Source organism: Haemophilus parainfluenzae, assembly GCF_900450995.1.
Taxonomy (GTDB): domain Bacteria; phylum Pseudomonadota; class Gammaproteobacteria; order Enterobacterales; family Pasteurellaceae; genus Haemophilus_D; species Haemophilus_D parainfluenzae_O.
In genome coordinates, this window is sequence record NZ_UGHY01000002.1 from 1299919 (window position 1) to 1314378 (window position 14460).

8 protein-coding genes and 3 pseudogenes are annotated in these 14460 nt (G+C 41.2%); 5 read left to right on the top strand and 6 right to left on the bottom strand.

What is annotated here, in order from left to right:
* Positions 1-237: 237 nt before the first annotated feature.
* Positions 238-605: pseudogene (locus DX522_RS06620) on the top strand (rhodanese-like domain-containing protein).
* Between the two features lie 82 nt (positions 606-687).
* Here DX522_RS06620 and DX522_RS06625 read toward each other — a convergent pair.
* Together DX522_RS06625 and DX522_RS06630 are read right to left on the bottom strand one after the other, a co-directional pair.
* A pseudogene (locus DX522_RS06625) lies at positions 688-1480 on the bottom strand (formate/nitrite transporter family protein).
* 282 nt (positions 1481-1762) lie between these two features.
* A complete protein-coding gene (locus DX522_RS06630) occupies positions 1763-2230 on the bottom strand; it encodes a single-stranded DNA-binding protein (RefSeq protein ID WP_115180231.1) in 468 nt (155 codons plus the stop codon).
* 162 nt (positions 2231-2392) lie between these two features.
* Here DX522_RS06630 and uvrA point away from each other — a divergent pair.
* Positions 2393-5225: pseudogene (uvrA, locus tag DX522_RS06635) on the top strand (excinuclease ABC subunit UvrA).
* A 120-nt stretch (positions 5226-5345) separates the two neighbouring features.
* On the opposite strand, the gene DX522_RS06640 reads toward uvrA, so the two are convergent.
* The 4 genes from DX522_RS06640 to rarD form a co-directional block, all read right to left on the bottom strand.
* Positions 5346-6419, bottom strand: a complete 1074-nt coding sequence (locus DX522_RS06640; RefSeq protein ID WP_115180232.1) for a Fic family protein — start codon at positions 6417-6419, stop codon at positions 5346-5348.
* A 242-nt stretch (positions 6420-6661) separates the two neighbouring features.
* Positions 6662-8188 carry a DHA2 family efflux MFS transporter permease subunit gene (locus DX522_RS06645; protein WP_115180233.1) on the bottom strand — a complete coding sequence of 509 codons (1527 nt, stop codon included), beginning with the start codon at positions 8186-8188 and terminating at the stop codon, positions 6662-6664.
* An 8-nt stretch (positions 8189-8196) separates the two neighbouring features.
* Positions 8197-9366, bottom strand: coding sequence for an EmrA/EmrK family multidrug efflux transporter periplasmic adaptor subunit (locus DX522_RS06650; RefSeq protein ID WP_115180234.1), 1170 nt, complete (start codon positions 9364-9366; stop codon positions 8197-8199).
* Positions 9367-9500: 134 nt separating this feature from the next.
* Positions 9501-10376, bottom strand: coding sequence for an EamA family transporter RarD (gene rarD, locus DX522_RS06655; RefSeq protein WP_115180235.1), 876 nt, complete (start codon positions 10374-10376; stop codon positions 9501-9503).
* 132 nt (positions 10377-10508) lie between these two features.
* Here rarD and DX522_RS06660 point away from each other — a divergent pair, with 132 nt between their 5' ends.
* The 3 genes from DX522_RS06660 to DX522_RS06675 all read left to right on the top strand — a co-directional run bounded on the left by DX522_RS06660 (position 10509) and on the right by DX522_RS06675 (position 14428).
* On the top strand, positions 10509-10967 hold the full coding sequence (locus DX522_RS06660; RefSeq protein ID WP_115180236.1) for an Lrp/AsnC family transcriptional regulator: 459 nt from the start codon (positions 10509-10511) through the stop codon (positions 10965-10967).
* A 187-nt stretch (positions 10968-11154) separates the two neighbouring features.
* The gene (locus tag DX522_RS06665; RefSeq protein WP_115180237.1) at positions 11155-11436 is read left to right on the top strand and encodes an ESPR domain-containing protein; all 282 of its coding nucleotides are present in this window, start codon (positions 11155-11157) and stop codon (positions 11434-11436) included.
* A 160-nt stretch (positions 11437-11596) separates the two neighbouring features.
* Positions 11597-14428: a YadA-like family protein gene (locus DX522_RS06675; protein WP_115180238.1), complete on the top strand. Its 2832-nt coding sequence runs from the start codon at positions 11597-11599 to the stop codon at positions 14426-14428.
* Positions 14429-14460: the final 32 nt, after the last annotated feature.

The window sequence follows — 14460 nt, forward strand, 5'->3', positions numbered from 1 at the left end:
ATGAACAACATCTTTTACTAATCAGAAATAATGAATGATAAGGTTTAGAGAGATTGATGTGGTTAAATAAGGTAAATATTACAAAATGCGGTTAAATTTTACGAAAATTTTACTTAAAATTTACTTCATTTACAGTTTATTATCTTTATATTTAGGCGTATGATGACTATCAGTTTTACATAACCCCTAAATTTATTTAGATAAATATATTATTTCTATTTAATTGGAGATTGAATGATGAAAAAATTACTAGCAGCAGCAATTTCAGCGGTTGCCATTACTACCTCTTTTGTTGCTCATGCAGATGTTACCCGCAAGCCAAACAAAGTATGGTACAACCGGAAAAAGCAAAAGGTGTTTGGATTGATGTACGTTCTGCTGAAGAATTTAATGCTGGCCATTTACAAGATGCGGTGAATATTCCACATGATAAAATCATTGAAGGTGTTAAAGCGCTTGGTTCAGATAAAGATGCACCGATCAATCTTTACTGCCGTAGCGGTCGTCGTGCCGAAGCCGCACTCACTGAGCTGAAAAAAGCAGGCTATACGAATGTTACTAACTATGGCGGTTATGAAGATTTGGTTAAAAAAGGTTTGAAATAAACAACGCATCATTTAACGTAAAAATCCCCTAGATTAAGCATTTAGGGGATTTTTATTATAAAGAGCGGTCAGGTTTTGTTTACTAAATACAATAATCTTCTTTTAATAAGTGACGATAGGCATAAAGATAAGATGCACCGACAAATGCTGCACCACCGGTAACATTGCCTAAAAAGACAGGAATCATATTGAAGAAGAATTGGCTCCAAGTCACATTAGCACCAGCAAAAATCCCAGCAGGAATAATAAACATATTGGCGACAAAGTGTTGTAATCCGATAAGCACAAAAATCATCACAGGGAACCATATGGCTAGGATACGACCGGAGGTTTGTTTGGCGCCAAAATAGAACCAAATACCCATGCAGGCCATCCAGTTACAGGCAATAGCTGAAACAAAGGCACGACCAAAATCCATTTGCACTTTAGCCTCGGCAATCGCGATGGTTTTAGCGGCAGCAGCACCTTCTGATAAACCGACATAATGCCCTAAGAAATAGGCCATAAACAGCGCACCGAGCAGGTTGCCCAAACTCACGACAATCCAGTTACGAAATAATTTTTTTAAGCTTACTCTTTTGGTTAAATGACCTAACGCCATCATCATCATGTTTCCCGTGGCCAATTCACCACCACCGATTAATATACAAATCAAACAAATCGGAAACACCGCTGCACCAAGTAATGTCGATAGCCCTCCCCACTATGGAGGAATACCGCTCACGACTTTTAAATAGGCCATATAACCAAAACTCACATAGCCGCCACCTAAAAGCTTAAAATAGCCAGTGTTTTTAGGTGTCCTTCCGACTTAGCATAACTTTTATCGATAACATCTTGTAAGATTTCGTGGGATAAAGATCACGATGCTGCATAGTTGTACCTCTAGTGAAAATAAGACGGTAAAAATGTAGCAAAGCACATAGAAAAACAGAAAGAATTGTTAACTATATATACTTATTTTTAGTTATAACGAAATTGAATAATAATCCGAACCTAAAATTAGGTGTTTGAGTTTTTTGGGGAGGAGAAAAAAGAGCGGTTAAATTTTCAGGTGTTTTTGCTAAAAGTTATAAAAATCTGACTGCTTGCATGTATAGAAAAAGCGTTGTTCTAGTCACATAGAACAACGCTTTTATTTTTAAATTATATGTAACTTAGAATGGAATGTTGTCATCAAATGCGTCCATTGGTGGCTCAGCTTGTGGCGCTGGCGCAGATTGTGCTGGACGAGATTGATAGCTTGGCTGTGGTGCTGGTTGTGCAGGTGCATAACCGCCCATCTCTTGATTACGACCACCTAACATTTGTAAGTTATCACCTTGGATTTCAGTGGTGTAACGATCTTGACCATTGTTATCTTGCCATTTACGGGTTTTTAAACGACCTTCAACATAAACTTGTGAACCTTTGCGTAAGTATTGTCCCGCAATTTCCGCTAAACGACGATATAACACGATACGGTGCCATTCGGTCACTTCACGGCGTTCGCCTGTGTTTTTATCTGTCCAGCTTTCACTTGTTGCTACGCTAATATTTGCTACCGCTTCGCCATTTGGCATCGTACGGATTTCAGGATCATTACCTAAATTACCCACGATGATTACTTTATTAATACCTGCCATAGAATCCTCTATATTTTAGAAATAAGGTGAAAAATTTTGGCTATTTTGCCTTAAAAGAAACAAAAGATCCATAAAAATTAACTGGATATTTGCACAGATATTGAAATATGCGATAATGGTCGCAATTTTTGAATTTATTTTCTAAAGGCAATTGCTTTTTTTATGGATACTATAGACATTCGTGGGGCAAGAACCCACAACCTCAAAAACATCAATTTAACCATTCCGCGCGATAAATTAATTGTGATTACAGGCTTGTCCGGTTCGGGCAAATCTTCTTTAGCATTTGATACGCTTTATGCGGAAGGGCAGCGCCGTTATGTGGAATCGCTCTCTGCTTATGCGCGTCAATTCCTTTCTTTGATGGAAAAACCAGATGTGGATTCGATTGAGGGCTTGTCACCAGCGATTTCTATTGAGCAAAAATCTACTTCTCATAATCCGCGTTCAACCGTGGGCACTATCACCGAAATTTACGATTATCTGCGTTTGCTGTTTGCTCGCGTAGGGGAGCCGCGTTGTCCTGATCATGATGTGCCATTAACGGCACAAACCATCAGCCAAATGGTGGACAAAGTTTTAAGCTTGCCTGAAGAAAGCAAAATGATGTTGCTAGCGCCCGTAGTGAAAAACCGTAAAGGTGAGCACGTTAAGCTGTTAGATAGCTTGGCAGCACAAGGTTATATTCGCGCAAGAATTGATGGTGAGATTTGTGATTTATCTGATCCACCAGAACTTGCTTTACAGAAAAAACATACCATTGAAGTGGTGGTGGACCGTTTTAAAGTGCGGTCAGATTTAGCTACACGTTTAGCCGAATCCTTTGAGACAGCTTTAGAGCTTTCGGGAGGTACAGCGGTTGTGGCTGATATGAATAATCCTAAGGCTGAAGAATTAGTTTTCTCAGCAAACTTTGCTTGTCCGCATTGTGGCTATTCTGTACCGGAATTAGAGCCTCGCTTATTCTCATTTAATAACCCAGCAGGGGCGTGTCCGACTTGTGATGGCTTAGGTGTTCAGCAGTTCTTTGATGAAAGCCGAGTGGTGCAAAATGAAAGCATTTCCCTCGCAGGTGGGGCGGTGAAAGGTTGGGATCGTCGCAATTTCTATTATTACCAAATGCTTACTTCGTTGGCGAAACATTATAAATTTGATATTGAAACGCCATACGAAGATTTGCCTCAAAAAATTAAAGATATTGTGATGCACGGTTCAGGCAAAGAAGAAATTGAATTCCAATACATGAACGATCGTGGTGATGTGGTGATCCGCAAACATCCTTTTGAAGGGATTTTGAATAATATGGCACGCCGTTATAAAGAAACGGAATCCATGTCTGTGCGCGAAGAATTGGCGAAAAATATCAGTAACCGACCTTGTGCAGATTGTGGAGGTTCGCGTCTTCGTCCAGAAGCTCGCAATGTGTATATTGGTAACGTTAACTTGCCCCAAATTTCAGAGAAAAGCATTGGTGAAAGCCTCGAGTTTTTCCAAGGGCTTACTTTAACCGGTCAAAAAGCACAAATTGCGGAAAAAATCCTGAAAGAGATCAGAGAGCGGTTAGAATTCTTAGTGAATGTAGGCTTAAATTATCTTTCCCTTTCTCGCTCAGCCGAGACCCTTTCGGGCGGTGAAGCGCAACGTATCCGTCTTGCGAGTCAGATCGGTGCGGGCTTAGTGGGCGTCATGTATGTGTTGGATGAGCCTTCTATCGGTTTGCATCAACGCGATAATGAGCGTCTGTTAAATACGTTGATTCATTTGCGTAATTTGGGCAACACCGTGATCGTGGTGGAACACGATGAGGATGCCATTCGAGAAGCCGATCATATTATTGATATTGGCCCTGGAGCAGGTGTACACGGTGGCCAAGTAATTGCTCAGGGGACAGCCAAAGAGATTATGGATAATCCGAATTCGATTACGGGTAAGTTCTTATCGGGCGAAGAAAAAATTGAAATTCCGAAAAAACGAACCGCACTTGATAAAAGCAAACTTTTAAAATTAAAAGGTGCGACAGGGAACAACCTGAAAGGCGTGAATTTAGAAATTCCAGTGGGATTATTTACTTGTATCACAGGGGTGTCAGGTTCAGGCAAATCAACGTTAATTAATGATACGTTATTCCCATTGGCACAAAATGCTTTAAATCGTGCGGAAAAAAACGGATTTTGCGCCTTATAAATCCATTGAAGGCTTGGAATATTTCGACAAAGTGATCGATATTAACCAAAGTCCAATCGGCCGTACACCACGTTCTAACCCAGCGACTTACACGGGGTTATTTACCCCAATTCGTGAATTATTTGCGGGCGTACCAGAAGCGCGTGCGCGTGGTTATAATCCAGGACGATTTAGTTTTAACGTACGCGGTGGTCGTTGTGAAGCATGCCAAGGTGATGGCGTGCTAAAAGTGGAAATGCATTTCTTACCGGATGTGTATGTGCCTTGTGATCAATGTAAAGGTAAACGCTATAACCGTGAAACCTTGGAAATCCGCTATAAAGGCAAAACTATTCACCAAGTATTAGATATGACAGTAGAAGAAGCACGCGAGTTTTTTGACGCGATCCCAATGATTGCGCGTAAATTGCAAACCCTAATGGATGTCGGCTTATCTTACATTCGTTTAGGTCAGTCTTCTACCACGCTTTCAGGTGGTGAGGCACAGCGTGTTAAGTTAGCGACAGAGCTTTCAAAACGCGATACCGGTAAAACCCTTTATATTTTGGATGAACCGACAACTGGTCTGCATTTTGCCGATATTAAACAACTTCTCGACGTGTTACATTGCTTACGCGATCAAGGCAATACTATCGTGGTGATCGAACACAATTTAGATGTGATTAAAACCGCAGACTGGATTGTGGATCTTGGTCCAGAAGGGGGCAGTGGTGGTGGTCAAATCATCGCGACAGGCACCCCGGAAGAAGTGGCCAAAGTCAAAGGTTCGCACACTGCGAGATTCCTAAAAGAGATCTTGGCAAAAGGCTAGAAAAACCAACCGCACTTTTGAATTTAATCAAAGTGCGGTTATTTACTAGAATTGTATTACAACATTGGATATTTTTACTATCTGATTGGATATAGCTAATGTTGAGAATTCTGATAATCTCTATTGCTTCATCAATAACTCATACAAGGCTACATTAATATAAAAATTTTCTTTTCCAATTTTTTCCTTCTTCAAAATACCGATTTTGACCAATGCTTCTAAACGGGTTCTTGCTGTATTACGATGGATTTGGCAGTCTCGTACGACAAAATCAATTTTCGTATAAGGGTGTTTATACAGATTGTTAATTAGTTCATGGCTGTAAATCTGCGGTAAGTGATTGCGGATGAGCTGTTTGTGATTTTGCATTAACACTTTAATTCCATTGATTAAAGTAACCGTTCGTTTTGAGGTTTCCGTGATGCCGTTTAGCATAAATACTAGCCAAGCCTCCCAGTTTTTGCTATCACGGACAGACTGCAATAACTGGTAGTATTTTGTTTTATTTCTATTTATATATCGGGAAAGATACAGAATTGGAGTATCGAGTAAATCTTGCTGAATCAGATATAGAATATTCAATATTCGTCCTGTCCGACCATTGCCATCATAAAATGGGTGAATGCTTTCAAACTGGTGATGAATCAGTGCCATTTTTACCAAAGGATCGTAATCAAGTTGTGCCGATTCGTTGATAAATCTTTCTAAATTAGACATATATTTTTCAATATCGGCAGGATTTTGCGGTGGCATATAAACAATTTCTTTTGTCGTTTGATTTACCAGCCCCGTTCCTTGCTGCTTTCTAAAACCCGCATAGTTTCCTTCCAATGCAGCTTGAATTTCTTTAATTAGATTGAGTGTAATTAATTTATCGGAACGGACGGAGTTAAAGCCTAATGACATGGCTTGTGCGTAGTAGTGAACTTCTTTTGCAGCTACGGTAGTGAATTGGTGTGTATTGATATTGCTTTGATATAAATCATCCTGCGTGGTAATGATATTTTCAATCTCCGAGCTTTCTTTTGCTTCCTGCAAGGGTAATGTCCCGAGTAGAATATTTTGATTCGGCATTGTATGTACTACGCCTTTTAACTCACCTAATGCCTGATGAGCAGCACTGCAAGCTTTCAATACTGATTTACTTTCTATCTCGCCCAAGGCAAATAAATCTGGAATTTGATAGTTGTTCATTATGACTTCCTTTATATATAAAAAGGTGTGGTTTCTTGTGCACGTTTACATAACATGCACAATATTCAGAATATTTTGTGCATATTAGTACAACACACACAAATTTTCTATTTTTTTGTGCACGTTTCTGGCTCTAAAGCAGAAGACATAATATTTGGTTAAATTTCCCAGTTTTTCAATTGTCTCAAATAACAAATTCTTGTCATTCAGATAGAAAAGTGCGGTTATTTTTTGGGATGTTTTTAATGTTTGCTGCTGAAAGGTGGTTTAGCAAACCAAATGAGAACAACCAAGGAAATGAACGTTATCGCAGAGACTAAGAAGATCTCGTTAGCACCAATAATAAAGCCTTGAGCGGTGATTTGTCTGGCAAGATATGATGCCGTTTGTTCTTCGCTTAAACCAAAACTCCCCATCGTTTGGAAGAATTGTTGGGAAATTGGGTTGTATGGATTAATGACTTCCGTGAGTTGCGTGTGATGCACGGCTTCGCGGTTATACCATATAAATGTCGTGAGAGATGTGCCTATTGAGCCGGCAAGGGTTCGAAGGAAATTAAATAAGCTTGACGCTGAAGCCATTTTTTCGGGCGGTAAACCTGAAAGCGTAATGGTTGTCAGTGGCATAAAGAAACAGGCGACCGCTAACCCTTGCACAAATTGCGGTAATGCCACATCCATAAAGGTCATTTCAGGTTCAAAGGTCACAGCTCGCCAATAAAAGGTGAGCGCATAAACCATAAAACTGACGGTGATTAAAATCCGCATATCAATTTTATTGCCGAATTTCCCGATAATCGGTGCAAGTAGAATCGGCAATAATCCCACTGGCGCAGCCGCAAGTCCCGCCCACGTGGCGGTATAGTTATAAACCTGTTGGAGCAGAAGCGGGATGAGCACGACCGTCCCTGAATACACCAAGAAAGCAAGGCTCGTCGAAACACAACCCACGGTGAAATTTCGGGATTTGAATAAGGAAACATCCACAACTGGATTATCGTCGGTGAGTTCCCAAATGATGAGGGCGATTAAACCTACTGCAGCGATAATGGTAAGCACCACAATTTCAGTGGAGTTGAACCAGTCTAGCTCGCGACCTTGATCCAGCATCAATTGCAACGCACCTACACCGAGTGCTAACAAAATCAGCCCAATAGTATTAACTGGTTGATGAGAAATTCTACTTTCTCGGCCTTCTAAAATTTTCCAACTGATTAAGACAACGGCAAGCCCAATCGGGACGTTGATAAAGAAAATCCAACCCCAGTGAATATTATCGCTGATCCAACCGCCTAAAATCGGGCCACAAATCGGGGCGACGACGATCGTCATTGACCAAAAGGCCAATGCCATTCCGCGTTTTTCAGGCGGGTAGTTATTCAATAATAAGCTTTGAGAAAGGGGGATAATTGGGCCGGCTACCGCACCTTGAAGGACGCGAAAAACGATCAACATTTCCAAGCTATTTGCAATACCACAAAGCCAAGAGGCTAGTACGAATAATAGCGTTGCAATTAAAAATAACCGCACTTCACCAAAACGTTTTGCCAGCCAGCCTGTAATCGGAATTGAAATGGCATTTGCCACACCGAACGAGGTGATCACCCACGTTCCTTGGCTAGACGATGCACCTAAATCACCAGCTATGATTGGAATGGCTACGTTAGCGATGGTGGAGTCTAGCACGAGCATAAAGGTGGCTAATGAAAGCACCAATGTAAGCATCGCTAACGCACCGCCTTGTAGCGGTTTGAAATGAGATTGCGGCATAACAGAACCTAATAGCTATTGTCGCGAATAATAGATTCGATCAAATTATTGACCGCACTTTCATCATATTGCAGCACATTCGTGGAATAAAGCGTTGTAGCTGGCGCTTGGTCACGTAAAGTTTCGCCTTGGCTATCGGTCACATTCACTTTTACTGTGGCGGAAAGGCCGATACGTAGAGGATTTTCAGCAAGCTGTTGCGGATCTAATTGAATACGCACAGGCACACGTTGCACCACTTTTATCCAGTTACCGGTCGCATTTTGAGTAGGCAATAAAGAGAATGCACTGCCCGTACCCATTTCAATTCCGAAGACTTTTCCATTAAAGGTTTTATCTTTGCCATAAAGGTCGAAATGAATTTCAACTGGCTGACCAATTCGCATATGGGTTAATTGTGTTTCTTTGAAGTTGGCATCTAACCACATTTGATCAGTGGTAACCACTGCCATTAATGCCCCGCCAACAGAAACTGCTTGCCCTACTTGCGCATTGCGACGAGCCACATAGCCTTTAATTGGACTGCGGATTTTTGTGCGTTCTAAATTCAACCAAGCTTGTTTCAAATTACTGACCGCACTTTGAATTTGGGGTTGTTCACTTAAAGGCCCGTCTAGCAATAAGGCTTGATTGGCCTCAAGTTGGTTTTGTGAAGTCGTTAAGTTTGCTTTGGCGAGCTCAACCGCTTCTTTGGCGTGTTGGAAAGATTCTTTATCAATCGCCCCATCTTTCACTAATTGAACGCGACGATTCAAGTTTCCTTGTGCTTGAGCAAGGGTGATTTCATTCGCACGAACGGCGGATTTCAATTGTTTTACAGTGTAATTTAGTTGAGAAATTTGGCGAACCGCATTGGCTAAATTGCTTTTAGCTTGCTCAAAACTCAATTTGGCATTGGTGTCATCCAGCTCTAATAACACATCACCAGCCTGTACGGGATCCATATTATCGACATTAATTTTCGCTATATTTCCCGCCACCTGTGCCGATACCATCACCTGATTGCCGCTCACATAGGCATCTTCCGTTTCTTCAAAGCCTTTAATAAAGAAATACCAATAAGCCGCAGAGCCGATCGAAATCAAAAGAAGCAAAAGAATAAAAATAGAAAGTCCTTTTTTACGTTGTTGAGATTTATTATTTGAGGAAGTTGGTGTATCTGTTTGTTGATCGGACATAATGCGAGCCTTATCGGAAAATGTTGAAGTAAAAAAAAGCTTCAGTTTATAAATATGAATATTTGTTCATTATGACCGTGAATGAGAATTAATTCAAGAATGACCGCACTTTAGCGTAAAAAGTGCGGTCAATTTTAATGACGTTTTTTCATTAAGCCATTTACGCCAAGCAAAATTAAACTTGCCCAAATTGGCACATAAGTGAAGTAATCAGAAGGGGAGACTTGCGTGTTAAGCCAGAATATTGCGATTAAAAAGAGCAACGTAGGTTCGAGATAACTGAGCACGGCAAACACACTGACAGGAATTTGTTGGCTCGATTTTAAATTGGCAGACAAACTAATTGCACTCACTAAACCTAACGCAGGCAATAAATACCAATATTGGCTTTCACTGATTACAAAAGACAATTGCTGCTCTTGTATGAGCAAATAAATGAGGCAAGGAATGGCAATGAAGCACACATCAAGTGTGATGCCTTGCAATGCCGGAATCTTCATGGCTTTACGGCTTAAATAATAATAGGGATAAACTAGGCATACCCAAAGGCTGCTCCATGAAAAGGTTTGATTGTGCCAAAGCTCATGTGCCACACCGCAAGCAGCGATGCACAAGGCAATAATTTGAATGGTGGAAAGGGTTTCTTTCAGCCAAATGCGTCCAAGTAATGCCATCACTAATGGGAATAAGAAATACCCCATAGCGATATTGACTCCTTCGCCATTAACGGGCGCCCACATAAATAACCAAAATTGGCTGCCGGCATCGAGTGTGCCGAGCAAAAACAGCATCCAACGTTTTTTGTCTTTGCCTAAGGTTTCATTGACTAATTTTGATAATGAACGACAACCTACAGTTGGGAAGATAATTAAAAATAACCCGAAGACCATCATCACCATTCGCCAAGCAAACACATCCGTACCGTTAAGCGGCTGTAGCCATAAACTGAATAGATAGAGCAATCCAAATAAAAATTGCGAGATGATGCCGAGAAAAATACCTTGAGCCATTTTTATCATTTCCTTAGGTTTGATAGCTTCATTATAAAAGTCTGGCGTGGTAAATTTTCTCAATATAAAATGATTGATGATTATTTTTCCCAAGTTTAAGTGTTATTCTGCATTTATTTTCAAGGATTAAACATGGAATTAGATAAATTAGATCGGGATATTTTAAATATCCTCCAACAAGATGCGACTTTGCCGTTAAAAGAGCTCGCGGAAAAAGTGCATAGCTCGGTAGCAACCTGTCAGCGTCGAATTCAATTACTGACAGAAAAAGAGGTTATAACTAAACAAGTAGTAGTGGTATCGCCAAAGGCAGTGGGTAGAGGTATCAGTGTTTTTGTGATGGTGGAAATGGACAACCAACATTCTCGCTTTCAAGAGTTGTTTGAACGAAAAATGCGCCAAGAAACTGATGTGGTGAGCTGTTATGAGATTTCAGGTGATTATGATTTTATGTTGCTTATTCACGCCGAAAGTATGGAAAGCTACCATTCATTTACCCGTCGCGTTCTAACTGGTGAATATCATGTTAGAACTTATAAGAGTTTATTTGTTATGAATTTTACCAAAGCAGAGAGTGGGATTTTACTTTAGATCAATATTAGGAATAAAAATAAGTGAAAGTGCGATAAAAAATACAGTCTTATCATGAAATAATATGAAAAAAATTGTATGAATTTTATTCGTAACTACTAGTTTTTATAGTAGTGTTTCAGGCATAATTAAAAGTTGGTTTGTGCTTAGCATACTATTGTTAATTTATACAAAGGATTTATCTCTTATGAATAAGATTTTTAAAGTAATTTGGAATCGTACTACACAATCGTTGGTGGTTACTTCCGAGTTAGCGAAAGGGGTCGCTAAAGCATCCTCTGAAGTTAATGTAGAAAGCAAGTCCTCATTAGGTAAAGTTTTTAAATTATCGGCATTGTCTTTACTGCTTTTAGATGTCACAAGCACTGCATATGCAACAATTCCTGAGGACTCTATTAGCAGAGGGGTTGTTCAGGCTGTTGCCATCGGTGGGGAAGTTCAACGGACGCTCATGGTGCTGTTGTTGTAGGCGCAGCATCAAGAGCAACTGGTGGAGTAAAAGGCATTGCAATTGGTCATACCGTTTTCGCTAATGGGCAAGATGCAGTAGCTATTGGTTCTAACTCTCAGTCAGTAACTCAGGGGTAGCTCTGGAGCGTTTAGCAAATGCGGGGAATAGTGCTACGGCATTGGGTAACCAAGCGACAGCAAGTGGTGCAAGTTTAGTTACAGCGGGTGATGGGGCTAATGCAACATCACAAGCATCTGTTGCGATTGGTAAAAATTCTAAAGCTCAAGGTGAGGGGACTATTGCACTTGGTGCGGGAGCGGTAACAAGTGCTGATACTGGAGCAATGGCACTTGGCGGGAATGCTTCGGGGATTTATTCTGTAGCGGTAGTGAGTGGTTCTCAAACTAAAGGTAACTATGCCATTTCAATGGGCTATAACGCGATTAGTGAGGATAGTGGTATTGCCCAAGGTTTAAATGCGAATGCAAGCGATTGGGCGATTTCCTTAGGGCGAGATTCTAAAGCACTTGGTCGGAATGGTGTTACATTAGGCGCAAGCGCTACAGCAAAAAATGCGTACGATGTTGCTTTAGGTTCAGGTTCAATAACCGAAGATAGACATTCGCTACCTTCTGTAAAAGTAGGTGGGGTTGAAGTAGGTAATAATGGTGTAAGCAATGGGAATGGGGTTGTAGCTGTAGGTCGTAACGATAGCGCTCGTCAAATTCAGTTCGTTTCTGCAGGTGCAATTAGTGCGACTTCAACGGATGCGATTAACGGTTCACAACTTTATAAAGTGATTGGTGTGCTAGATTCAACAGCAAGCACAGCAACAGCTGCACAAACTGCAGCAAATAATGCTCAATCTACGGCAACAGCAGCGCAAACCACCGCAGATCAGGCTAAAACGGCTGCAGGTGCAGCGCAAACTACTGCAAATGATGCAAAACAAATTGCAAAAGCAGCAGATCTTAACGCAACCCAGGCATTAAATTTAGCTAAAGAGTCTACTCATAGCTATTTTCATGTAAATCGTCCTGTTGAAGATATAGATTCTCCACCGGTTACGTATTCAAATGATAATAGTGGTACAGTTAATTCACCAGGTTCGGCACATGCCTCACATTCTATTACAGTGGGTATGTACGCAAGTACTGAAAGAGATGCAGATTATGCGATTGCGATGGGGTACAGTGCTTCAGCAGCGACGGAGAACTCTGTGGTAATTGGTGCAAAGAGTTCAGTCCATACAGGTACAACAAATGCAACACTGTTAGGTTCTAACTCTGTAGTAGAGGCGGGTGCTCAAAATGCGACTGTAGTGGGTCAATTCTCAGCAGCTGGCCAGAACTCATTAAATGCAACTGTAGTGGGTGCAAGGAGCTATGTTCGTCCGAATACTAATAATGGTACAGCATTAGGTTATTACTCAGGTGTTGATAACAGTACAGTAAATGGTACTTCTGAGGGGGCACACACATGGGTGGGTGAAAATGCAGAAAATGGCACTGCTTTAGGTGTGCGTAACCTAGTTGGTAATAGCTCTCGTAATAGTATTGCGATTGGTGTGGAAAATAACATCGCCGATGGTAAACAAAATAATACGGTTATTGGCTATAACAATAAGATCAAAGCAAACGGCACAACTGTAATTGGTAATGGTGTTGGAGTTGCGGCTGGTTTAGATAATGCCGTTGTTTTAGGCAACCATTCAACCACTACGGGTTCTCATACTGTTGAGAATGTAACTTCAGCAACCGTGGGGAATTTAACTTATAGTGGCTTTAAAGGTACTGTATCAGGTAAAGGTAGCTTTGTAAGCGTTGGTGCAGTAGGTAATGAACGTAAATTGATCAATATTGCAGCGGGAAATATTTCAGCAACTTCAACAGAAGCGATCAATGGTTCACAACTTTATGCAGTAACCTCTCAATTAGATAAAACAAACGAAACAGCGAAAACAGCCGCTTCAAGTGCAAGTAGTGCAGTGTCTTTAGCTTCTGCTGCAGCTTCTTCAGCATCATCAGCCGCAGAGGTTGTTAAAGATAATTTAAGTAAGATTGAAAGTACAGCATCAGCTGTAACGAGTGCAGCTACTGCAGCAAATAATTCAGCAAAAGCAGCAAGCTCTTCTGCTTCAGCAGCAGGCTCATCAGCAACCGCAGCGAGCTCATCAGCATCAGCGACAGGCTCATCTGCAACGGCAGCAAGCTCTTCTGCTTCAGCGGCAGGTTCATCAGCAACAGCAGCGAGCTCATCAGCTTCAGCCGCAGGTTCATCAGCAACAGCTGCAAGCTCATCAGCATCAGCGGCAGGCTCATCTGCAACGGCAGCAAGCTCTTCTGCTTCAGCGGCAGACTCTTCTGCAACAGTAGTAAAAGAAGAAGCTGCAGCACTTAAACGAGTTGTGAAATCAACAGATGAAAACGGTAATGTGAATAAAGTTGAATCTGAAGTAGATGGCAAGAATGCAACAGCTGTAGGTTCAGGTGCAAAAGCGAAAGGTAATAACAGCTCTTCGTTTGGTACGAATGCAAGTGCTTTAGCTGAAAATGCGACAGCAATTGGTCAAGGAGCTAAAGCAACAGCAAATAATGCTGTGGCATTAGGTCAAGGCTCTGTAGCGAATGAAGCAAATACTGTTTCAGTTGGTTCAGTCGGTAATGAACGTCGAATCACCAATGTGGCAGATCCAGTTCGTGGTACGGATGCAGCAAACAAACAATATGTTGATCGTTCTGTTGGCGCATTTCGTAGCGAAATGAAGAAAACTGATAAGAAACTTCGCGGTGGTATTGCTGGTGCAACAGCTGCAGCAAATATCCCACAAGTAACGAAAGCGGGTGGTTCAATGGTTGGTCTTGGTGTAGGTAACTACAAAGGTGAAAGTGCCGTTGCAGTAGGTTACTCACGTGCGAGTGATAACAATAAAGTTATCTTCAAAGTGAGTGGTGCAGCAACGACACAAGGTGATTACAATGTTAGTGCCGGTGTAGGTTACCAATGGTAATAATCAACTAAGCTAGATAAATCACTCGGGTA